Origin of the sequence: Pseudomonas sp. Sample_11, assembly GCF_004307505.1 — a bacterium.
Taxonomy (GTDB): Bacteria; Pseudomonadota; Gammaproteobacteria; order Pseudomonadales; family Pseudomonadaceae; genus Aquipseudomonas; species Aquipseudomonas atacamensis.
In genome coordinates this window covers 20,372-42,031 of record NZ_RCOD01000064.1, presented here as the reverse complement: position 1 = coordinate 42,031, position 21,660 = coordinate 20,372, and the positions used below count along the sequence as shown (strand labels likewise).

Here is a 21,660-nt window from a genome sequence, read left to right as displayed (position 1 = left end):
TCGATCGTTATCCCGTCGCTGTTTGTAACACCTGCGGATTGGCGTGGAAAAATACGTGTTCACGCACCGGCCCGACGGCAACCTCGCCGATCTCCTGATAACCCTGCCTTTTATAGAATTCCAGGTAGCGCGGGTTGCCGGTGTCGAGCACCACCCCTTGCGAGGTTTCATCGACCGCGCACCAGTTGTGCACGGCGGTGAGCAACTGTTCGCCGTAGTGCTTGCCCTGAAACTGCGGGTGAACGCCGAGCAGCGGCAGCATGTGCACCGAGTCACCCGGCACGCACGCGGCGACGGCATCGTGGTATTCCAGATAACGCCGGGTGCAGCGAAAACCGGTGCTGAGCACCATGCGCAAGCGCCACGCCCAACTTTCGGTAACGCCCAGGCGCCGTTGCGGCGGTGCGATCAGGGCAATGCCGATCAGGCGGTCGTTGACCAGCAGGCCGATCGCCGGCAGGTCCTGCAGAAAATGCTGTTTGACCAGCTCGCGCACCGTGGCGCGCACGCGCTGTTCGTAGCCGGGACGCTCGGCTTCGAACAGGTAGCCGAAGGTCGGCTCGTGGCGATAGGCCTGATACAGCAACGAGCGGGCTTCGCGTGAATAGCCGCGGTCGAGCATGTGGATGTCGGCAACGGCGGACTGGGTTTCAGGCATTGCAGTGATTCTCCCCGGAGGCGCGCTCGGAGGCTGGCGCGCTTGTTGGTACGAACCTTGGGCGGATGTGGTGGTTCCCCTGTCAGGTTAGACCAGCCTCGGATCTTCATCGACTGGGGCGGGCCTCATCGCTGGCAAGCCAGCTCCCACAGTGTCCGCGTCGTTCACAACATTTACATACACCACAGAAACCTGTGGGAGCTGGCTTGCCAGCGATGGGGCCGGGACAAGCGCTACAAATCCCACAGGTGAAATTGATTTCTCCCACACTGGCCCATCTTCCCCATGTCAGCTAGCATCGCCCTTTTGCCAGGACTGCCGACCATGAAGATTGTTTCCTTCAACATCAACGGACTGCGTGCCCGTCCGCATCAGCTGGCAGCGCTGATCGAAAAACATCAGCCCGACGTGATCGGCCTGCAGGAAACCAAGGTCCACGACGACCAGTTCCCCCACGAAGACATCCGCGCCCTCGGCTACCACGTGCACTTCCATGGCCAGAAGGGCCATTACGGTGTCGCCCTGCTCTCGCGCAACGAACCGATCGCCATCCATAAAGGCTTTGCCACTGACGAAGAAGACGCGCAACGGCGCTTTATCTGGGGCACTTTTGCCGATGCCAACGGCGTGCCGGTGACGATCATGAACGGCTATTTCCCACAAGGTGAAAGCCGCGACCACCCAACCAAATTCCCCGCCAAGGAGCGTTTCTACAGCGATCTGCAAGCGCTGCTGGAAAGCCAGTTCCACAATGAACAGCCACTGGTGGTGATGGGTGATGTGAACATTTCCCCGGAAGACTGCGACATCGGCATCGGCCCGGACAACATGAAGCGCTGGCTGAAAACCGGCAAATGCAGCTTCCTGCCGGAGGAGCGCGAGTGGATGGCGCGCCTGAAGAACTGGGGCCTGACCGACAGCTATCGTCACCTCAACCCCGAGGTGAGCGACATGTTCAGCTGGTTCGACTATCGCAGCCGTGGTTTCGAAGATGAACCGAAGCGTGGCCTGCGCATCGATGTGATTCTGGCGTCCCATGGCCTGCTGCCACGGGTCAAGGATGCCGGCGTGGACTACGAACTGCGCGGCATGGAAAAACCGTCGGACCATGCGCCGATCTGGCTTGAATTGAGCTAAAAGCAAAAGATCGCAGCCTTCGGCAGCTCCTACATTTGGAATGCATTTTCCCTGTAGGAGCTGCCGAAGGCTGCGATCTTTTGATCTGTCATATTTCGGTCACGCGCCTGACTTAATCTCCCCGGCAATCCCCTTGGCTTGATTCGGTGCCGGAATGACCCTGCGTGTTCTCTGCGTTTTCCTGTTGAGTGGCTGGCTGTCGGTGTCCGCCGCCGCCCTGCCGATCCCCGAAAACGGCCCGGCATTACGCATTCAAGGCTCCAACACCATCGGCGCCGAACTTGGCCCGGCGCTGGTCGAAGGCCTGTTGCAGGAACAAGGCCTGCTGAAAATCCACCGTGAAACCCCGGACACTGCCAACGAACAACGCATCGTCGGCCAGACCGCACAAGGGCAACGCGTGGTCATCGAAGTCGCCGCCCACGGTTCCAGCACTGGCTTCACTGCATTGAAAAACGCCAGCGCCGATCTGGCCGCCTCTTCCCGTGAGATCAAGGACAGCGAACTGCTTGCCCTGCAAACCCTCGGCGATCTGAAAAGTCCGGCGGCCGAGCAAGTCATTGCCATCGACGGCCTGGCGATCATCCTCAACCCGGCCAATCCGTTACAGCATCTGGACACCGAGCAATTGGCGCGGATTTTTGCCGGCGAAGTGAAAACCTGGGAAGAGCTCGGTAGCCGTGGCGGCGCCATCCATTTATATGCGCGGGATGATCAGTCCGGGACGTACGACACCTTCAAGGAACTGGTCCTGAGCCGGCGTGGGAAAAGTCTGAGCAGCGCGGCGAAACGTTTCGAATCCAGCGAGCAATTGTCTGATGCGGTCAGCAACGATCCGCAAGGTATCGGCTTCATCGGCTTGCCTTACGTGCGTCAGGCCAAAGCCGTGGCGATTGCCGACGGCGCCTCGCAAGCGATGTTGCCGCTGAACAGTCTGATCGCCACGGAAGATTATCCGCTGTCGCGGCGCTTGTTCTTTTATCTACCGCCGGACAGCCGCAATCCGTGGGCGCAGGCGTTGGCAACGTTCGCGCAAAGTCCCCAGGGACAGGCGATCGTCGCGACTAGCGGTTTTGTCAGCCAGACCGTGCAAGCCATGAGCGTGGCGCCGAACGCGCTGATGCCCGAGGGTTACCAATCCCTCAGCCGACATGCTCAGCGTCTGACAGTGAATTTTCGTTTTGCCGAGGGCAGCGCCAGTCTGGACAACAAGGCGCGGCAGGATCTGGCGCGGGTGCTCGACTATATAAAGCGCAATGGCAAGACCGAGCGGGCGGTGACGCTGGTGGGGTTTGGTGATTTGAAGGATGACCCGGCGCGGGCCGATCTGCTGTCGAAGCTGCGAGCGATGGCGGTGCGGCGCGAGCTGGTCAAAAACGGTGTGGTCATGCGCGAAGTACGCGGCTTTGGTGCGCTGATGCCGGTGGCGACCAACAGCGCGGACGAAGGGCGGATCAAGAATCGGCGGGTTGAGGTTTGGGTGTATTGATCCTGACGCCTGATCGTTCCCACGCGCAGCAAAGGAACGCATCCCGTGACGCTCCGCGTCACAGTGGACGCAGAGCGTCCGTGGCGGCATTCCCACGCAGAGCGTGGGAACGATCAGACTGGGGGGAATGTGAATGAGGCGACGCGGTGTTACTGGCCGCTGCGCATCATCTCCTTCGGCACATACTTGCCGATCTCGAACTTGCCAATCGCCGCGCGGTGCACTTCGTCCGGGCCGTCGGCCAGACGCAGGGTTCGTTGCATCGCATACATGTAGGCCAGCGGGAAATCGTTCGACACCCCTGCCCCGCCGTGCATCTGAATCGCCCGGTCGATCACCCGCAAGGCCACGTTCGGCGCGACGACTTTGATCTGCGCAATCTCGCTTTTCGCCACTTTGTTGCCGACGGTGTCCATCATGTACGCCGCTTTCAACGTCAGCAGACGCGCCATGTCGATCTCCATCCGCGAGTCGGCGATCTTGTCGATGTTGCCGCCCAGACGCGCCAGCGGTTTGCCGAATGCGGTGCGGCTCACCGAGCGTTTGCACATCAGTTCCAGCGCACGTTCGGCCATGCCGATCGAACGCATGCAGTGGTGAATCCGCCCTGGGCCAAGGCGACCCTGGGCGATTTCGAAGCCGCGTCCTTCACCGAGCAGGACGTTTTCGTACGGCACCCGCACGTTATCGAACAGCACTTCGGCGTGACCGTGCGGTGCGTCGTCGTAACCGAACACCGGCAGCGGCCGGACGATTTTCACACCGGGGGTGTCGACCGGCACGAGGATCATCGAGTGCTGGGCGTGACGCGGCGCGTCGGGGTTGCTCAGGCCCATGAAGATCAGAATCTTGCAGCGCGGATCGCAAGCGCCGGAAGTCCACCATTTCTTGCCGTTGATTACCCACTGATCGCCATCACGCACGGCACGGGCGGCCATGTTGGTCGCGTCGGAAGACGCCACGTCAGGCTCGGTCATGGCGAACGCCGAACGGATCTCGCCGCGCAGCAGCGGCTCGAGCCAGCGCTGTTTCTGTTCTTCATTGGCGTAGCGCACCAACACTTCCATGTTGCCGGTGTCCGGCGCCGAGCAGTTGAACGGCTCGGGCCCCAGCAGGGAACGGCCCATGATTTCCGCCAATGGCGCATATTCGAGGTTGCTCAGGCCGGCGCCCAGCTCGGACTCAGGCAGAAACAAATTCCACAGCCCTTCAGCCTTGGCCTTGGCCTTGAGCTCTTCCATGATCGCGGTCGGCTGCCAGCGATCGCCCTCGGCGACCTGGCGTTCGAACACCGCTTCGGCCGGGTAAACGTAAGTGTCCATGAACGCAGTCACGCGCTCACGCAGTTCCTGAACCTTGGGCGAATAAGCGAAATCCATGGGTAGTTACCTTCTCGGGCAGAGGTTGTTCAAGTCATGCAATCGATGCTAGAACAGCGCTGATCATTTACCTAGCCTATTCTCGGCGTGTATAAACATTCATCACCAATATATGATCCGCTGATCGTCAGCCCCAAAACACTTGCACTTAATAACAAGAGAAGCCGCGTTATGAATCTGAGCAAGGTCGACCTGAACCTTTTCATCGTCTTCGACGCGATCTACACCGAAGCCAACCTGACCCGCGCCGGGCAGATTGTCGGAATCACCCAGCCGGCGGTGTCCAACGCGCTGGCGCGGTTGCGCGAAACCTTCAACGACCCGCTCTTCGTGCGTACCGCTCAGGGCATGGTGCCCACGCCGATGGCGCAGAACATCATCGGCCCGGTGCGCAACGCCCTGTCGCTGCTGCGCGTGTCGGTGCAGGAAAGTCGCATCTTCAACCCGGCGCAGGCGGTCAAGACCTACCGCATCAGCATGACCGACCTGACGGAAGCAATCATTCTGCCGCCACTGTTCCAGCGCCTGCGCCGCCTCGCGCCAACGGTGATCATCGAAAGCTTTCTGTCGAAACGCCGGGAAACCACCAAGGAACTCGCGGCCGGGCGTCTGGATTTCGCCGTGGATGCTCCGCTCAATACCGACCCGCAGGTGCGCCACGTCAAGCTGATGGACGACCGTTACGTCTGCGCCATGCGCAAGGGCCATCCAATGGCGGGCAAGGAAAAACTCAGCCTCGATGACTACCTGTCGCTGACCCACATCCATATTTCCAGCCGCCGCAGCGGTCTGGGTTATGTCGATCTGGCGCTGGGCAAAATGGGCATCCAGCGCAAGATCGCCCTGCGCTCGCAGCACTATCTGATGGCTTCGCAAGTGATGCAGCAGACCGACATGGTCATGACCGTGCCGGAACGCTTCGCCCGCCGCCATGATTTGCAGTCGTTCAATTTGCCGGTGAATGATGTGCCGTCGGTGGAAACGCATTTGTACTGGCACGAAAGCACCGACCAGGACCCGGCCAACCGCTGGATGCGCGAGCAGATGATCGAGTTGTGCCAGCAGGTGACGGCGCAGGAGAAGAAGCTGGAGAAGCAGGCGGTCTGAGGAAAATCAAAAGATCGCAGCCTTCGGCGGCTCCTACATTTGGAATGCATTCCCCCTGTAGGAGCCGCCGAAGGCTGCGATCTTTTTCTTGCTTGACGTAAACGTAAACCACCGATTAGCTTAGCGCCATGCCCCTTTTCCGAGCGCTTTCATGAGCAGTCAGACCTACAGCATTTCCGACCTCGCCCGCGAGCTGGACATCACCACCCGGGCGATCCGCTTTTATGAAGAGCAAGGCCTGCTCAGCCCCGAGCGTCGTGGCCAGGAACGGATCTATTCGCCACGCGACAAGGTCACCCTGAAGCTGATCCTGCGTGGCAAGCGCATCGGTTTTTCCCTGGCCGAATGCCGCGAGCTGATCGAGCTCTATGACCCTAGCGGCGGTAACACCAAACAGCTCAACAGCATGCTGGCGAAAATCAGCGAACGTCGCGAACAGCTCGAACAGCAGTTGCTGGATATCGAACAGATGAAGCTCGAGCTGGACACAGCCGAAGAGCGCTGTGTGCAGGCGCTGGAGCAGACGCTCAAGAGCCAGCAGATAGCCCAGTAGTCTGGCACTACACCTTTCCCTGTGGGAGCGGGCTTGCCCGCGATGGCGTCGGGTCAGTCAACATCATTGCAGGATGTTCCGGCCTCATCGCGGGCAAGCCCGCTCCCACAGGGATCACCACGAATCCACGAAGCAGGTCCCGCCCATGTCCCTCCCCTCCCAAGTACGCCTGATCGAAGTCGGCCCGCGCGATGGCCTGCAGAACGAAGCCCAGCCGATCAGCGTCGCTGACAAAGTGCAACTGGTCGATGCCCTGAGCGCCGCCGGGCTCGGCTACATCGAAGTCGGCAGTTTCGTTTCGCCGAAATGGGTGCCGCAGATGGCCGGTTCCGCCGAGGTGTTCGCGCAGATTCAGCGCAAGCCCGGCGTCATCTATGGCGCGCTGGCGCCGAACCTGCGCGGTTTTGAAGACGCGCTCGCCGCCGGGGTCAAGGAAGTCGCGGTGTTCGCCGCCGCCTCCGAGGCGTTCTCGCAGCGCAACATCAATTGCTCGATCAGCGAAAGCCTGGCGCGGTTTGCGCCGATCATGGAGGCCGCGAAACAACACGGCGTTACCGTGCGCGGTTACGTTTCCTGTGTGCTGGGCTGCCCGTATGAAGGCACGGTTGCGCCGGAGCAAGTGGCGATGGTCGCGCGCGAGCTGTACGCGATGGGCTGCTACGAAGTGTCGCTGGGCGACACCATCGGCACCGGCACGGCGGGCGCGACCCGACGCCTGTTCGAGGTGGTTTCGGCGCAGGTGCCACGGGACAGACTCGCCGGGCATTTCCACGACACCTATGGCCAGGCCATGGCCAACATCTACGCCAGCCTGCTCGAAGGCATTGCGGTGTTCGACAGCTCTATCGCCGGCCTCGGCGGCTGCCCGTACGCCAAAGGCGCGAGCGGTAACGTTGCCACCGAAGACGTGGTGTACCTGCTCAACGGCCTGGGGATCGAGACCGGTATCGACCTGGACGCCTTGATTGGCGCGGGCCAGCAGATCAGCGCAGTGCTCGGCCGTCCGAGCGGTTCGCGGGTGGCCAAGGCGCGCAGCGCGCAGTGAGGTGTTACCGCTGCGTCAGCGATGTGGGCAAAAGCGAGTAACACGGAAACAAATTGTCTGGCTTTGCCTGGAGTCGAAAAAGCCTGAAAACGTTAAGCGGTTGATTTACAAAGACTTTTAAGAGTTGGCACGACACCTGCTATCTCTATGGCATAACAAGAATAAAAAGCCGCAAACCAATAAAAACAAGACGAAACGACTCTGACATAACAAGAACAACACGGCAGAGACGCAGCTAACAGATTTTTTTGGAGAAGGTGTGCTTTTCAGGGTGCTCTCAGGAGTGACCCGCAACCGGGCAGAGAACAATAAAACTACCTTCAGGTAGCTCCCGAATCGGTTGGATCGTTAAACGAGAAAGCAGATCAGCGCTCAAAAAAATACGTTTGCTCTTGACCCCGGATGGGGGTCGCCAAAAGCTGTACAGGGCCACGGTTGCCAAAAACAACAACAGACCGACCCTCAATAATAAAAAGAGCACGCAACGACAAATTAAAGGGGAGCTTCGGCTCCCCTTTGTGCTTTCTGCGATTCCTGAATTCACCCTGATGACTGTGGGAGCTGGCTTGCCAGCGAATGCGGCAGATCATTCAATATTGATCCTGGCTGACCTGACGCCATCGCTGGCAAGCCAGCTCCCACAGGGTTTCGGTTATCGGTCGATTGTTTTCAGCTCCTCGATACTGATCTCGCGCATCCTGAATTTCTGGATCTTGCCCGTCACCGTCATCGGAAACGCGTCGACGAACTTGAAGTAACGCGGTGTCTTGAAATGGGCGATGCGTTCCTTGCACCACGTTTGCAGCTCCAGCTCCGAGGCGCTATGGCCGGGGTGGAATTTGATCCAGGCGACGATTTCCTCACCGTAGCGTGAGCAGGGAATACCGATCACCTGCACGTCCGCCACCGCCGGATGGGTGAAGAAGAATTCCTCCAGCTCACGGGGATAAACATTCTCGCCGCCACGAATGATCATGTCTTTGTTACGCCCGGCGATGTTGACGTAACCCTCCTCGTTCATGCTCGCCAGGTCGCCGGTGTGCATCCAGCCGGCCTCATCGATGGCTTCGGCGGTGGCCTGCGGGTTGTTCCAGTAACCGAGCATCACGCTGTAACCGCGCGTGCACAATTCGCCAATGGTGCCGCGCGGCACGAGGTTGCCGGCGGTGTCGATGATCTTGCTTTCCAGTTGCGGCTGGGTGCGCCCGACCGTGGTGACACGCAATTCCAGCTCATCCTCCGGCCCGGTCTGCAACGACACCGGACTGGTTTCGGTCATGCCGTAGGCAATCTGCACTTCGCTCATGTGCATTTCGTTGATCACCCGGCGCATGACCTCGATCGGACAGGTGGCGCCGGCCATGATCCCGGTGCGCAGGCTCGACAGGTCGAAGGTCTGCCGCTGCGGCTGATCGAGCATGGCGATGAACATGGTCGGCACACCGTACAGCGCCGTAGCTTTTTCCTCGGCCACCGCTTGCAGGGTCAGCGCCGGATCGAACGCGTCATTGGGGTAAATCATCGTGCTGCCATGGGTGACGCAACCGAGGTTGCCCATGACCATGCCGAAGCAGTGATACAGCGGCACCGGAATTACCAGACGATCGGCAGCCGTCAGGCCGAGGCTTTCGCCGACCATGTAGCCGTTGTTGAGAATGTTGTAGTGACTGAGGGTCGCGCCCTTGGGGAAACCGGTAGTGCCGGAGGTGTACTGGATGTTCACCGGTTGATCGAAATGCAGGCTGGCACTGCGTTCACGCAATTGATCGGGCGAGACGCTGACCGCCAGATCGCTGAGCTGCGACCACGGCAGAAAACCGGGCAGCGGATTGGCATCGAGGCTGATCACGCCGCGCAGCTCCGGCAGGCGTTCGCTGCGCAGCTGACCGATGGCGTGCTCGGCCAATTCTGGCGCCAGGCTCTGGAGCATTGCGTGGTAATTCGAGGTTTTGAACGCTCCGGCACAGACCAGCCACTGGCAGCCGGACTGCTTTAGCACGTACTCGAGTTCGGAGCTGCGATAGGCGGGATTGATATTGACCAGGATCACGCCGATCTTCGCCGTGGCGAACTGAGTGATGCACCACTGCGCGCAATTCGGCGCCCAGATGCCGAGGCGATCGCCGGTCTGCAAGCCCAGAGCGAGCAAGGCTCTGGCCTGCTCATCCACCGCGTCGGCCAGTTGCCGCCAGGAGTAACGCAACTGCTGATGGCGTACCACCAAAGCCTCACCGTCCGGGTACTGCGCGACAGTCTGATCGAAGCGCTGACCGATGGTCATCGCCAGCAGGGCTTGGTCCTGAGAGCCACGGGTGTAGCTGCGCTGCGGGTTTGCACTGGGTTGATCCATGACGACCCCTATTGTCTTTATTAGTGGGTTTTCCCGGTTTTGAATCCTGTGGGAGCAAGCCTGCTCGCGAATACGCTGCGTCATTCACCCTTTAGGGCGACTGATACAGCGCTTTCGCGAGCAGGCTCGCTCCCACCAGAATCAAACCGATATCTGATCCTGAACTGCCCTTACTCTCGCCCAAGTTGACGCTTACGTAAAGCCGATTGACAGTCGAACTGTGGAAGCTTTACGTTAACGTAAAGCTGAACGCCGATTCGTCGTGCGCTCCACCCGATAAAAAAGCCAAAAGGTGCCACATGAGCTATCCATCCCTGAATTTCGCCCTCGGTGAAACCATCGACATGCTGCGCGATCAGGTGCAGTCCTTCGTCGCCGATCAGATCGCCCCGCGTGCTGCGCAGATCGACCACGACAACCTGTTCCCCGCCGACATGTGGCGCAAATTCGGTGACATGGGCCTGCTCGGCATCACCGTGCCGGAAGAGTACGGCGGCGCGGGTCTGGGTTATCTGGCGCACGTGGTGGCGATGGAAGAAATCAGCCGTGGCTCGGCGTCGGTGGCGTTGTCCTATGGCGCGCACTCCAACCTTTGCGTCAACCAGATCAACCGCAACGGCAATCACGAACAGAAAAGCAAATACCTGCCGAAACTGATCAGCGGCGAGCACGTCGGCGCGCTGGCGATGAGCGAGCCCAACGCCGGTTCCGACGTGGTCTCGATGAAACTGCGCGCCGACAAACGCGGCGACCGCTTCGTCCTCAACGGCAGCAAAACCTGGATCACCAACGGTCCGGACGCCAACACCTACGTGATCTACGCCAAGACCGACCTGGAAAAAGGCCCCCACGGCATCACCGCGTTCATCGTCGAGTGTGACTGGAAAGGCTTCAGCCGCAGCAACAAGTTCGACAAGCTCGGCATGCGCGGCTCCAACACCTGCGAGCTGTTTTTCGATGACGTCGAAGTACCCGAGGAGAACATTCTCGGCGTGCTCAACGGTGGCGTGAAAGTGCTGATGAGCGGCCTCGATTACGAACGCGTGGTGCTCTCCGGCGGCCCGACCGGAATCATGCAGTCGTGCATGGACCTGATCGTGCCGTACATCCACGACCGCAAGCAGTTCGGCCAGAGCATCGGCGAATTCCAGCTGATCCAGGGCAAAGTCGCCGACATGTATACCCAGCTCAACGCCAGCCGCGCTTATCTGTACGCGGTGGCCCAGGCCTGCGAGCGCGGCGAAACCACGCGCAAGGACGCGGCCGGGGTGATCCTCTACACCGCCGAACGCGCCACGCAAATGGCCCTCGACGCGATCCAGATTCTCGGCGGCAACGGCTACATCAACGAATTCCCCGCCGGCCGCCTGCTGCGCGACGCCAAGCTCTACGAAATCGGCGCCGGCACCAGCGAGATCCGCCGCATGCTGATTGGCCGCGAACTGTTCAACGAGACGAAATGAATTTCGTCAGCTGCAAGCCGCAAGCTACAAGCTGCAAGAGATCCACGCTCTTGCCCCGACTTGCAGCTTGCCGCTTGTAGCTAGAAGCTGCTTACGGAGTAAGCCCCATGATTCTGCACACTCAGCTCAACCCGCGTTCAGCGGAGTTCGCCGCCAACAGTGCGGCGATGCTCAAACAGGTCGACGCGCTGCACACCCTGCTCGCCCAAGTGGCGCAGGGTGGCGGCGTCAAAGCTCAGGAACGCCACACCTCACGCGGAAAATTGCTGCCGCGCGAGCGCATCAATCGCTTGCTCGATCCGGGCTCGCCGTTTCTCGAAATCAGCCAACTGGCGGCTCACGCCGTGTATGGCGAAGACGTCCCGGCTGCCGGGGTGATCGCCGGGATTGGTCGCGTTGAAGGCGTGGAGTGCATGATCGTCGCCAACGATGCGACGGTGAAAGGTGGCTCGTATTACCCGCTCACCGTGAAGAAGCACCTGCGTGCGCAGACCATCGCCCAGCAGAATCGCCTGCCGTGCATTTATCTGGTGGACTCGGGCGGCGCCAACCTGCCGCGTCAGGACGAAGTGTTTCCGGATCGCGAGCACTTCGGGCGGATCTTTTTCAATCAGGCCAACATGAGCGCCATGGGCATCCCGCAGATCGCCGTGGTCATGGGCTCGTGCACCGCCGGCGGCGCGTATGTGCCGGCGATGGCGGACGAAGCGATCATGGTGCGCAACCAGGCGACGATTTTCCTCGCCGGCCCGCCGCTGGTGAAAGCCGCGACCGGTGAAGTGGTCAGCGCCGAAGACCTCGGCGGCGCCGATGTGCATTGCAAGACTTCTGGTGTGGCCGACCATTACGCCGAGAACGATGAACACGCCCTCGCCCTCGCCCGCCGCAGCGTTGCCAACCTCAACTGGCGCAAGCTCGGCGAGGTGCAGCAGCGCACGCCGATTGCGCCGCTGTACGCCAGCGACGAGTTGTACGGCGTGGTTCCGGCTGACGCCAAGCAGCCATTCGATGTGCGCGAAGTGATCGCGCGGCTGGTCGACGGTTCGGTGTTCGATGAATTCAAAGCGCTGTTCGGCACCACGCTGGTCTGCGGTTTCGCGCACTTGCACGGCTACCCGATCGCGATTCTGGCAAACAACGGCATCCTCTTCGCCGAAGCCGCGCAGAAAGGCGCGCACTTCATCGAACTGGCCTGCCAGCGCGGCATCCCGCTGCTTTTTCTGCAGAACATCACCGGTTTCATGGTCGGCCAGAAGTACGAAGCCGGCGGCATCGCCAAGCACGGCGCGAAACTGGTGACCGCAGTGGCCTGCGCCAAGGTGCCGAAATTCACCGTGATCATCGGCGGCAGCTTTGGTGCCGGCAACTACGGCATGTGCGGGCGCGCTTACGATCCGCGTTTTTTGTGGATGTGGCCGAACGCGCGGATCGGCGTGATGGGCGCCGAACAGGCCGCAGGCGTTCTGGTGCAGGTCAAACGCGAACAAGCCGAACGCAGCGGTCACGCGTTCAGCGCCGAGCAGGAGACCGAGATCAAGCAGCCGATTCTCGACCAGTACGAAGAACAGGGTCACCCCTACTACTCCAGCGCGCGGCTGTGGGACGACGGCGTCATCGACCCGGCGCAGACCCGCGACGTACTGGCCCTGGCCTTGTCCGCGTCGCTGAACGCGCCAATCGAACCGAGCCGCTTCGGCGTGTTCCGGATGTGATGGGGAGAATCTGATGAACGACTTCAATACCCTCGAACTGCAAAACGACCCACGCGGTTTCGCGACGCTGTGGCTCAATCGCGCCGAGAAAAACAACGCGTTCAACGCCGAGATGATCCGCGAACTGATCCTCGCCCTCGACAAGGTCGCCAGCGATTCAAGCCTGCGCTTCCTGCTGCTGCGCGGGCGCGGCAAGCACTTCAGTGCCGGCGCTGACCTGGCGTGGATGCAGCAATCAGCGGAACTCGATTACCACACCAACCTCGACGACGCCCGCGAGCTGGCCGAGCTGATGTACAACCTCGCCAAACTGAAAGTCCCCACGCTGGCCGTGGTTCAGGGCGCGGCGTTCGGTGGCGCGCTGGGCTTGATCAGTTGCTGCGACATGGCGATCGGCGCCGATGACGCGCAGTTCTGCCTGTCGGAAGTGCGCATCGGTCTGGCACCGGCCGTGATCAGCCCGTTCGTGGTGCAGGCGATCGGTGAGCGGGCGGCGCGGCGTTATGCGCTGACTGCCGAGCGCTTCAGCGGGCAGCGGGCGCGGGAGATCGGCTTGCTCGCAGAAAGCTATCCTGCGGCGGAACTGGAGCAACAGGTCGAACAGTGGATCGACAACCTGTTGCTCAACAGCCCCGCCGCCATGCGCGCCAGCAAGGACTTGCTGCGCGAAGTCGGCAACGGCGCGCTGACCCCGGCCCTGCGCCGCTACACCGAAAATGCCATCGCGCGGATTCGCGTCAGCCCTGAAGGTCAGGAAGGCTTGCGTGCCTTCCTGCAAAAACGCCCACCGAACTGGCAAGCCGCATCCACCAAGGAGTCGCGTTGATGAGCGCACCTGTGATTACCACCCTGCTGGTGGCCAACCGCGGCGAAATCGCCTGCCGCGTGATGCGCACTGCCAAGGCTTTGGGCCTGACCACCGTCGCCGTGCACAGCGCCACCGACCGCGATGCGCGGCACAGCCGTGAAGCCGATATCCGTGTGGATCTGGGCGGCAGCAAGGCTGCCGAGAGTTATCTGCAAATTGATAAATTGATCGCCGCCGCCAAGGCCAGCGGTGCCCAGGCGATTCATCCCGGCTACGGTTTTCTCTCGGAGAACGCTGGATTCGCCCGCGCCATCGAAGGCGCCGGGCTGATCTTCCTCGGCCCGCCCGCCGCGGCCATCGATGCGATGGGCAGCAAATCCGCCGCCAAGGCGCTGATGGAAAAGGCTGGCGTGCCACTGGTGCCGGGCTATCACGGCGAAGCGCAGGACCTCGACACCTTCCGCGAAGCCTGCGAACGCATCGGTTATCCGGTGCTGCTCAAGGCCACTGCGGGGGGCGGCGGCAAAGGCATGAAAGTGGTCGAGGATGTCAGCCAACTCGCTGAAGCCCTCGCCTCGGCGCAGCGCGAAGCGCAATCGTCGTTTGGCGATTCGCGGATGCTGGTGGAAAAGTATTTGCTCAAGCCGCGTCATGTGGAGATTCAGGTGTTCGCCGATCAGCACGGCAACTGCCTGTACCTCAACGAGCGCGACTGCTCGATCCAGCGTCGGCACCAGAAAGTCGTAGAAGAAGCCCCGGCGCCGGGTCTGACGCCCGAGTTGCGCCGGGCAATGGGCGAAGCGGCTGTGCGTTCGGCGCAGGCGATCGGTTATGTCGGCGCCGGCACCGTGGAGTTTTTGCTGGATGCGCGCGGCGAGTTTTTCTTTATGGAGATGAATACGCGGCTGCAAGTCGAGCACCCGGTAACCGAAGCAATCACCGGACTGGATCTGGTCGCCTGGCAGATTCGCGTCGCCCGTGGGGAAGTGCTGCCGATCACCCAGGCGCAGGTACCGCTCAATGGTCACGCGATCGAAGTGCGTTTGTATGCCGAAGATCCGGCGAATGCTTTCCTGCCGGCCACCGGGCGTCTGGATTTGTACCGCGAATCGGCACAGGGACCGGGGCGGCGGGTAGACAGCGGCGTTGAGGAAGGTGACGAGATTTCGCCGTTCTACGATCCGATGCTCGGCAAACTGATTGCCTGGGGTGAAGATCGCGAACAGGCGCGCTTGCGTTTGTTGAGCATGCTCGACGAGTTTGCGATTGGCGGGCTGAAGACCAACATCAATTTCCTGCGCCGGATCATCGCGCATCCGGCGTTTGCGGCGGCAGAGCTGGATACCGGGTTCATTCCGCGCTATCAGGAGCAATTGCTGCCAGCACCAGCCGCGTTGAGCGATGAGTTCTGGCAGGCGGCGGCGCAGGCGTTTGCGCAGAGTTTGCCGAAGCGTGCGCGGGCGGATGATGCCGCCTCCCCCTGGTCTTGCACCAGTGGTTTGCGCGCAGGCTTGCCGGCGGAAATCACCTTGCATTTGAGTTGCGAGGGACAGGATCGCGCGTTGACCTTGAGAACTGCGGCCCCTGCAAAACTGCTGGGCGAGGCGCTGACCGTCGAGCATGACGGCGTGCGCCGCACTTTGCGGGCGATTCGTCAGGGTGGCGCGTTGTATCTGGAATGGGACGGCGAGTTGCGGCGCATCGAAGCGTTCGATCCGATCAGTGCCGTTGAAGCCAGCCACAGCCATCAGGGCGGTCTGACCGCGCCAATGAACGGCAGTATCGTGCGCGTGCTGGTCGAAACGGGACAGTCGGTTGAGGCCGGGGCGCAACTGGTGGTGCTGGAAGCCATGAAGATGGAACACAGCATCCGCGCGCCGCACGCCGGTGTGATCAAAGCGCTGTATTGCCAGGAAGGCGATATGGTCAGCGAAGGCAGCGCTTTGGTTGAACTGGAAGAGGGATGAAATAAAAGGATCGACCCTCGCCTTGAGCGAGGATCGATCCGCTCAGTAACGCGCCGTTGCCTGAACCACCACGCCGATAATCCGGCATTCATCGGTGAGCAGGGTTTTCGGCCAGGTCGGGTTGAGCGGCACCAGGTAGCGCTGGCCGGCCTGTTCGTCGAGTTTGCGGAAAATCGCTTCTTCGCTGTCCGGCCACTGGGCGATCACCAGTTTGCCAGGCACTGCCTCCAACTCTGGGTCAACCAGAATCAGCATGCCCTCGGCAATGCTCTGGCCGCTGGGCGCGGTCATCGAATCCCCCGTCACCGTCAGCCAGAACGCCGCACCGCCGCGAGCATGGTAATCCGTCAGTTCGAAGCGCTGCTTCGCTGATGCTCCGGGATAGCTCGCCGCAGTGTCACGCACTTCGCACGGTGCACGCCAATCGCAGACCGGATAACGGAAGTACGGGTTGTACTTCTGCGCCAGCGGCATCTCGTCTTCCGGCGTCGGCTGCGGTTCGCGAATCACCAGAACGACTTCAAGGAAGTCCATTCCCAGCGCCTTGAGCACGCGGTTCATTTCGGTAACACCGGGTTCGCGACGCTTGTTCAGCCAATGACCGATCCCGCCCTGGGACATGCCGACGCGCTCTCCGAGCTCTGTTTGAGTGACTTTGAGTTCACTCATCTTGGCCTTGACCAACTCAATCCATTTATCCATGTGCCGCACCTTACGCGGACGTCTTCGACCGGCAAAACACATATTGTAGTATTTAAATTCTCGTCACAAATACAGGCGGTACTATCCTAAGGAAACGGACTTTCAATCGAACATGGAGTGACGTTTCATGATGAACATCAGCAGCAAAGACCTGCCCGATCTGCAAATCGACACCAGCTTCACCTCCCCTCAAGGCAATGCCGCCGCACAGCGCGCGCTGGACTACTACTTGAAACCGGCTGTTTCAGAACCCGAGACGGACGAACGTTTTTTCAATGTCAAAGGCCATCTCAGCGGCGAGGAAGCGCTGGTGCATGCCTCGGATCTGTTGCGATGTGCAGCCGCAACCGCGTTCAAGGCCGCAGAAAACCTGCAAGGCACCAATCGCGATCTGGCCTTTTCGGTGGTGCACATGGTGGATATGGCGCGGGCGATGGTCGACCATTCGATCGACAACGACGAAGTCACGGCGGACAAGGTACGGGCGGACAGGAAAGAATTTTCCCATCGCGCAGATAAAAACATTTGACTTGCAAATGATAATGATTATTATTGCAAGCAGCTGGTCGCGAGATCAGTCGATGGACCAGAGACCTTAGGTCGGTCTTCTGGACTATCTCCTCATCAGGCTAATCACGGTTTTTGACCCGGCTTTTTGCCGGGTCTTTTTTTGCCCGTTTTTCGGGCTTGTGTCTTCAGGCTAATGAAGTCTTTGGGTGCTGCAAATTCGATGGCGCGGATAATATCAAAAGAATATTGATTGGCAAGCCGAGCCCGGCCACATTGGGCAAAACTAATGGCAATCAGCACTTGAGAATCAATCGCATAGCCTCTAAGCTGCTGGCGCGTCACGGAAGACGCCCCCCGCTACACCCGCAATTCCCCTCGGTTTCAGCCCTGCCTGCGTGTAAAGTACCGGTCATAAAAATCCTGCTCTGGAAGCGATTATGACCGTGGCCAAATCTTCGTTCGACATCAGCGCCAATTTCGACAGCGGCAATATCCAAGTCATCGACATCAGCAACCCGCTCAATCCGGTTCTGGCCATCCGCCCGGACACCCGCAGCGCTCATTTTCAGTGGTTCCACTTCAAGGCCAGCGGTCTGCATGTGCATCAGGAACACTGGTTTCGTCTGGTCAACGCCAGCCAGTCCTCCTATAACAAGGCCTGGACCGGCTATCAGGCAGTCGCCTCCTACGACCACGTCAACTGGTTCCGCATCCCCACCAGCTTCGAAGGCGACAGCCTGCGCTTTTGCCTCGAAGCCGAACAGACCCACGCCTGGTTCGCCTACTTCGAGCCCTACAGCCGCGGCCGCCACGACTGGTTGATCGAGCAGGCGCTGAGCAAGGCTGGCACCGAATTGCTGGCGACCGGCAAAAGTGTCGAGGGCCGGGACATTCAGCTGCTGCGCAAAGGCACCGGTGCCGAAGGCCAGCGCAAGATCTGGATCATTGCCCAGCAGCATCCGGGCGAGCACATGGCGGAATGGTTCATGGAAGGCGTGATTGAGCGTCTGGAGCGCCAGGACGATCCGGTATTGAACAAACTGCTGGCCAGCGCCGATCTGTATCTGGTGCCGAACATGAACCCGGACGGCGCCTTCCATGGCCACCTGCGCACCAATGCCATGGGTCAGGACTTGAACCGGGCCTGGCAGAACGCCAGCCAGGACATCAGTCCGGAAGTGCTTTTCGTCCAGCAGCAGATGGAAAAATATGGCGTCGATGCGTTTATCGACGTGCACGGCGACGAGGAAATCCCCCACGTCTTTACCGCCGGCTGTGAAGGTAATCCTGGCTTTACACCTCGCATCGAAAAGCTTGAAGAGCATTTCCGCAGCCATCTGAAGCACACCACCAAAGACTTCCAGACCACCTACGGCTACACCCGCGACGAACCGGGACAGGCCAACATGACCCTGGCCTGCAACAGCGTCGGGCAGAAATACGATTGCCTGTCGCTGACCCTGGAGATGCCCTTCAAGGACCACGACGACCACCCGGACAAGATCACCGGCTGGTCGGGCAAACGTTCCAAGCAATTGGGCAAGGATGTGCTGACCACCCTCGCCGACATGGTCGACACCCTGCGCTGATCCCCTCCTCTGTAACGACAAAAGATCGCAGCCGGCCTGCGATCTTTTGCTTTAAACCCGTCAGCCGCGATCACGCCCGCGCAACATGCTGTCGAGCACTTCGTCACGACGCACCCAGCCATGAAACAGCGCCGCCGCCAGGTGCAGCAGCACCGTCAGAAACAGCAGATACGCCAGATAGCCATGGGACTTGCGCAGCACCGCAAACAGTTGCGCGTCAGCCGGCACAATCGACGGCAGATGCAGCGACGCCGTCAGCATCACCGGCTCGCCCGAGGCACTGATCATCGCCCAGCCGAGCAACGGCAACACCAGCATCAACGCATACAACAAGACGTGGGAAGCCTTGGCTGCCAGCACCTGCCAGCCCGGCAGATCATCCGGCAGTGGCGGTTGTCGTGTGGTGAAGCGCACCAGCAGGCGCACGATCACCAGCGCCAGAATCGCGATGCCCAGCGGCTTGTGCAAATGAATCAGCCATTCATGGCGAGACGACACCGAAGTGACCATGCCCGCGCCGATAAACAGCATGGCGATGATCATCAGCGCCATCAGCCAGTGCAGCAGGCGCGCCAGCAAAACGAAATGCGTCGGTTGCTTGTTCATGGACGAGCCTCCTGTTTGGCGGCGGGCAACTGGCTGACTTCGCTGGTGCGACGCAGGTAGGAATCGGCGTAGCCAGCAGAACGCGCGGCCAGCAGTGGATCTTCCGAGCCTTGAATCCCGGCCGGCAGCACCAGCGGGTCGTAGTTGATGTCGCGGCATTCACCGCTGAGCTGCGGCTGGGTTTTCTCCAGCACCAAAGTCCCGGCGTTCAGCACTTTGCGATTTGCGGGCCAGGTCTTGCTGGCATCGTTGACCGGGTCGTCGGCGTTGGCCAGGGTGATGTTCAACTGGAAGCGCAAGGGTGCGGCGGCCAGGCGTTGCACCAGATCCTTCTCGAGAAAGTCCGCGCCTTCAGGGGCCGTGGCACCTGCCGCGTCCTGCGCCAACGGGGTCATGCTCCAGCGCACGGCCTGTTTCTTGCCGTTGCCATCGACCAGATAGAACGCATTGATGCTGTTATAGGTTTCGGTCGCGTAGCTGGCCGAAGGCTTGGCGGTCTTTACCCACGTCAAGAACGGCACGGCTTCCGGGTGTGCAGCGAAGAACGCCGGCACCTTCGTCGGGTCGGGCTTGCCAGTGGCTGGATCCGGCGACTGCGCCTGCTGCAATTGGTAGAACGCTTCAGGCGTGCCCACCGGAAACACCGGCATGCTGTTCATGCCGGTGCGCCATTGCTGACCGTTCGCCTGGGTGAAGCGCAGCGCCAGACTGCGGATCGGTACGGCGCTGTCCGGCGCATAGGGATTGCCCGCCGGCAAGGCGAAACGCCCCACCACCGGTGTCTGCGGCAGGTTGAACACCTGTGCCGTGGAGAACGCGCGCGCCTCGCCGCTGCTTTCGAAATGGCCGATCACGCAGACACCCTTGGCGTGATTGCGACGAAAGCCGGGATGCACGCCGTTGTTCTTTTCCAGCACATCGACCAACGCTTTTGGCGTCAGTCGTTGTGGGTCAAGGTTGCCACGCACGTAGGCAAACGCCCCGGCCACGGCGGCGACAATCACGGCAATGCCGCCCAGGCGAAAAATCAGGCTCGCGGCGCTCAGTGGCTGGCGCGGCGGCCTGCCGGGCGGTGCAGCGTTGGGGGACGAGCGATCAACCATGAATATCTCCAGGCCATCGGCCACAAGTGGAAAGAGTCAGCAAGACGCACCCCGTCCGGGTTTATTCCACGGCGCGGTATTTATTTTTGCGCACGGGGAATAACCTGCGCTGACGGGCGTCTTCCTAGTCCACAGCGTAGCGACCAGCAGACATTCATGAGCGAATTCGACGAACAGTTGAGAGAAATCATTCCCAGATTGCGCCGCTTCGCCGTGTCGTTGACGCGCAACAGCAGCAGCGCTGACGATCTGGTCCAGGCCAGCCTCGAGCGGGCGCTGTCGGCCTGGGGCGAGAAACGCGCTGAGGGCGACTTGCGCGCCTGGCTGTTCGCAATTCTCTATCGGCAATTTCTCGATGCGCACCGTCGCTCGCGGCGCTATGCGCGCATGCTGGAATTTTTCACCGGTCGCGACGATGCCGAGCCGTCGGTGGAACGCACCGTGATTGCTCAGTCGACCCTGCAAGCCTTCGAACGCCTGCCCACCGAGCAGCGCGCTTTGCTGCTGATGGTCTCGGTGGAAGGCCTGTCCTATAAAGAGGTCGCCGAGATCCTCGGCGCCCCGATCGGCACCGTGATGTCGCGCCTGTCCCGCGCCCGCCAGGCCTTGCGCCAACTCAGCGACGGCGAAATCAGCAGCCCTTCCTTGCGGATACTCAAATGATCAGCCTGCCTCCCAACGAACGTGATTTGCACGCCTATGTCGACCACCAGCTCAGCGACGCCGATCGGCGCGTGCTCGAGACCTGGCTGGCCAGCCACCCTGAAGAAGCGGCTCAGGTGCGCGCCTGGCAACGCGACGCCCAGCAGTTGCGCGCAGCGCTGAGTGGCGCCTTGCAGCAACCGGCCAATCCGGCGCTCGACCCGATGATGATTCGCCAGCGCCGCCGCCAGCAGTCCCGTCGGCACCTGGCCAGCGCGGCGGTGTTGCTCATTGCCGTGAGCATCGGCGGTTTCAGTGGCTGGCAGGCCCGGGAAATGACCCTGACGCGCCCTGCGCCATTGCCGATGACTGACGCGTTGCAAGCCTATCGCCTGATCGCCCAGCAAGGCGTACTGCCCGCCGATTACAAGGTCGACAGCGACGGCGACATGCAGCGTTGGCTCGACCGCTACTTCAGCGGTGCCGGGCGCTTGCCGGACTTGAAAGCTGCCGGATTCGAGCCGGTCAGCGGGCGCTTGCTCAGCACCGATGAAGGCGCGGCGGCGATGGTGATGTATGAGGATGGCAGCGGTCACAAGGTCAGTTTCTACCTGCGTCCACCGGGGCCGAAAAACACCCTGCTGCCGCGTGGCTCGCGCAGCGATGGCGATCTGCAGGCCGATTACTGGTCAGGGCCGGGCTACAACTATGCGGTGGTCAGCCCGACCGACTCGCCGGCGGCAGAGTTGCTCAAGCAATCGCCACCGTTCTGAAATCCGCCTCTGGTAGGAGCTGACGAGTGCAACGAGGCTGCGATCTGTTGGTGGCAACCAAGATCAA

The 21,660-nt window shown here is 60.9% G+C and carries 20 protein-coding genes; 13 read left to right on the top strand and 7 right to left on the bottom strand.

Annotated elements, in window-relative coordinates; translation table 11 throughout:
* Positions 1–7: 7 nt before the first annotated feature.
* Positions 8–658, bottom strand: coding sequence for a GNAT family N-acetyltransferase (locus tag D8U60_RS17875; protein WP_016775303.1), 651 nt, complete (start codon positions 656–658; stop codon positions 8–10).
* Between the two features lie 324 nt (positions 659–982).
* Here D8U60_RS17875 and xthA point away from each other — a divergent pair, with 324 nt between their 5' ends.
* Positions 983–1,795 (top strand): exodeoxyribonuclease III, encoded by an 813-nt coding sequence (xthA, locus tag D8U60_RS17870; protein WP_122698434.1) that lies wholly within the window; start codon positions 983–985, stop codon positions 1,793–1,795.
* 154 nt (positions 1,796–1,949) lie between these two features.
* A complete protein-coding gene (locus tag D8U60_RS17865; RefSeq protein WP_130900619.1) occupies positions 1,950–3,284 on the top strand; it encodes a phosphate ABC transporter substrate-binding/OmpA family protein in 1,335 nt (444 codons plus the stop codon).
* Between the two features lie 149 nt (positions 3,285–3,433).
* Here D8U60_RS17865 and D8U60_RS17860 read toward each other — a convergent pair whose 3' ends face one another.
* Complete coding sequence (locus D8U60_RS17860; RefSeq protein ID WP_024013435.1) at positions 3,434–4,663, bottom strand: acyl-CoA dehydrogenase; 1,230 nt, start codon at positions 4,661–4,663, stop codon at positions 3,434–3,436.
* Positions 4,664–4,834: 171 nt separating this feature from the next.
* Here D8U60_RS17860 and D8U60_RS17855 point away from each other — a divergent pair, with 171 nt between their 5' ends.
* The 3 genes from D8U60_RS17855 to D8U60_RS17845 all read left to right on the top strand — a co-directional run bounded on the left by D8U60_RS17855 (position 4,835) and on the right by D8U60_RS17845 (position 7,368).
* Positions 4,835–5,770 carry a LysR family transcriptional regulator gene (locus tag D8U60_RS17855; protein WP_071172922.1) on the top strand — a complete coding sequence of 312 codons (936 nt, stop codon included), beginning with the start codon at positions 4,835–4,837 and terminating at the stop codon, positions 5,768–5,770.
* A gap of 151 nt (positions 5,771–5,921) precedes the next feature.
* On the top strand, positions 5,922–6,323 hold the full coding sequence (locus tag D8U60_RS17850; protein ID WP_041477108.1) for a MerR family DNA-binding transcriptional regulator: 402 nt from the start codon (positions 5,922–5,924) through the stop codon (positions 6,321–6,323).
* A gap of 145 nt (positions 6,324–6,468) precedes the next feature.
* The gene (locus D8U60_RS17845; RefSeq protein WP_130900618.1) at positions 6,469–7,368 is read left to right on the top strand and encodes a hydroxymethylglutaryl-CoA lyase; all 900 of its coding nucleotides are present in this window, start codon (positions 6,469–6,471) and stop codon (positions 7,366–7,368) included.
* A gap of 652 nt (positions 7,369–8,020) precedes the next feature.
* Here D8U60_RS17845 and D8U60_RS17835 read toward each other — a convergent pair.
* Positions 8,021–9,718, bottom strand: coding sequence for an AMP-binding protein (locus tag D8U60_RS17835; protein WP_130900617.1), 1,698 nt, complete (start codon positions 9,716–9,718; stop codon positions 8,021–8,023).
* A 299-nt stretch (positions 9,719–10,017) separates the two neighbouring features.
* Between D8U60_RS17835 and D8U60_RS17830 the strand changes: the two genes are divergently transcribed.
* The 4 genes from D8U60_RS17830 (at position 10,018) to D8U60_RS17815 (ending at position 15,668) form a co-directional block, all read left to right on the top strand.
* Complete coding sequence (locus tag D8U60_RS17830) at positions 10,018–11,181, top strand: isovaleryl-CoA dehydrogenase (RefSeq protein WP_130900616.1); 1,164 nt, start codon at positions 10,018–10,020, stop codon at positions 11,179–11,181.
* A gap of 107 nt (positions 11,182–11,288) precedes the next feature.
* On the top strand, positions 11,289–12,893 hold the full coding sequence (locus tag D8U60_RS17825) for a carboxyl transferase domain-containing protein (RefSeq protein WP_130900615.1): 1,605 nt from the start codon (positions 11,289–11,291) through the stop codon (positions 12,891–12,893).
* A 13-nt stretch (positions 12,894–12,906) separates the two neighbouring features.
* Positions 12,907–13,719, top strand: coding sequence for a gamma-carboxygeranoyl-CoA hydratase (locus D8U60_RS17820; protein WP_122880194.1), 813 nt, complete (start codon positions 12,907–12,909; stop codon positions 13,717–13,719).
* A complete protein-coding gene (locus tag D8U60_RS17815; protein ID WP_130900614.1) occupies positions 13,719–15,668 on the top strand; it encodes an acetyl/propionyl/methylcrotonyl-CoA carboxylase subunit alpha in 1,950 nt (649 codons plus the stop codon). The genes D8U60_RS17820 and D8U60_RS17815 overlap by 1 nt, the downstream gene beginning before the upstream one ends.
* Positions 15,669–15,710: 42 nt before the next feature.
* Here the strand turns inward: D8U60_RS17815 and D8U60_RS17810 are convergent, their stop codons facing one another.
* Positions 15,711–16,370 carry a S24 family peptidase gene (locus tag D8U60_RS17810; RefSeq protein WP_038861876.1) on the bottom strand — a complete coding sequence of 220 codons (660 nt, stop codon included), beginning with the start codon at positions 16,368–16,370 and terminating at the stop codon, positions 15,711–15,713.
* 130 nt (positions 16,371–16,500) lie between these two features.
* Between D8U60_RS17810 and D8U60_RS17805 the strand changes: the two genes are divergently transcribed.
* Positions 16,501–16,899 carry a DUF3077 domain-containing protein gene (locus D8U60_RS17805; RefSeq protein WP_071172941.1) on the top strand — a complete coding sequence of 133 codons (399 nt, stop codon included), beginning with the start codon at positions 16,501–16,503 and terminating at the stop codon, positions 16,897–16,899.
* 104 nt (positions 16,900–17,003) lie between these two features.
* Here D8U60_RS17805 and D8U60_RS17800 read toward each other — a convergent pair whose 3' ends face one another.
* Positions 17,004–17,222 carry a hypothetical protein gene (locus tag D8U60_RS17800; RefSeq protein ID WP_125927390.1) on the bottom strand — a complete coding sequence of 73 codons (219 nt, stop codon included), beginning with the start codon at positions 17,220–17,222 and terminating at the stop codon, positions 17,004–17,006.
* Between the two features lie 95 nt (positions 17,223–17,317).
* Between D8U60_RS17800 and D8U60_RS17795 the strand changes: the two genes are divergently transcribed.
* Complete coding sequence (locus D8U60_RS17795; protein ID WP_073471325.1) at positions 17,318–18,469, top strand: M14-type cytosolic carboxypeptidase; 1,152 nt, start codon at positions 17,318–17,320, stop codon at positions 18,467–18,469.
* Between the two features lie 60 nt (positions 18,470–18,529).
* On the opposite strand, the gene D8U60_RS17790 is transcribed toward D8U60_RS17795, so the two are convergent.
* Together D8U60_RS17790 and D8U60_RS17785 are read right to left on the bottom strand one after the other, a co-directional pair.
* On the bottom strand, positions 18,530–19,075 hold the full coding sequence (locus D8U60_RS17790; protein WP_122880191.1) for a cytochrome b: 546 nt from the start codon (positions 19,073–19,075) through the stop codon (positions 18,530–18,532).
* Positions 19,072–20,178, bottom strand: a complete 1,107-nt coding sequence (locus tag D8U60_RS17785) for a catalase family peroxidase (protein ID WP_130900613.1) — start codon at positions 20,176–20,178, stop codon at positions 19,072–19,074. The genes D8U60_RS17790 and D8U60_RS17785 overlap by 4 nt, the downstream gene beginning before the upstream one ends.
* A 156-nt stretch (positions 20,179–20,334) precedes the next feature.
* Here D8U60_RS17785 and D8U60_RS17780 point away from each other — a divergent pair, with 156 nt between their 5' ends.
* On the top strand, positions 20,335–20,841 hold the full coding sequence (locus D8U60_RS17780) for a sigma-70 family RNA polymerase sigma factor (RefSeq protein ID WP_016775320.1): 507 nt from the start codon (positions 20,335–20,337) through the stop codon (positions 20,839–20,841).
* Positions 20,838–21,593 carry an anti-sigma factor gene (locus D8U60_RS17775; RefSeq protein WP_122880189.1) on the top strand — a complete coding sequence of 252 codons (756 nt, stop codon included), beginning with the start codon at positions 20,838–20,840 and terminating at the stop codon, positions 21,591–21,593. Before D8U60_RS17780 ends, D8U60_RS17775 begins: the two co-directional genes overlap by 4 nt.
* Positions 21,594–21,660 lie beyond the last annotated feature (67 nt).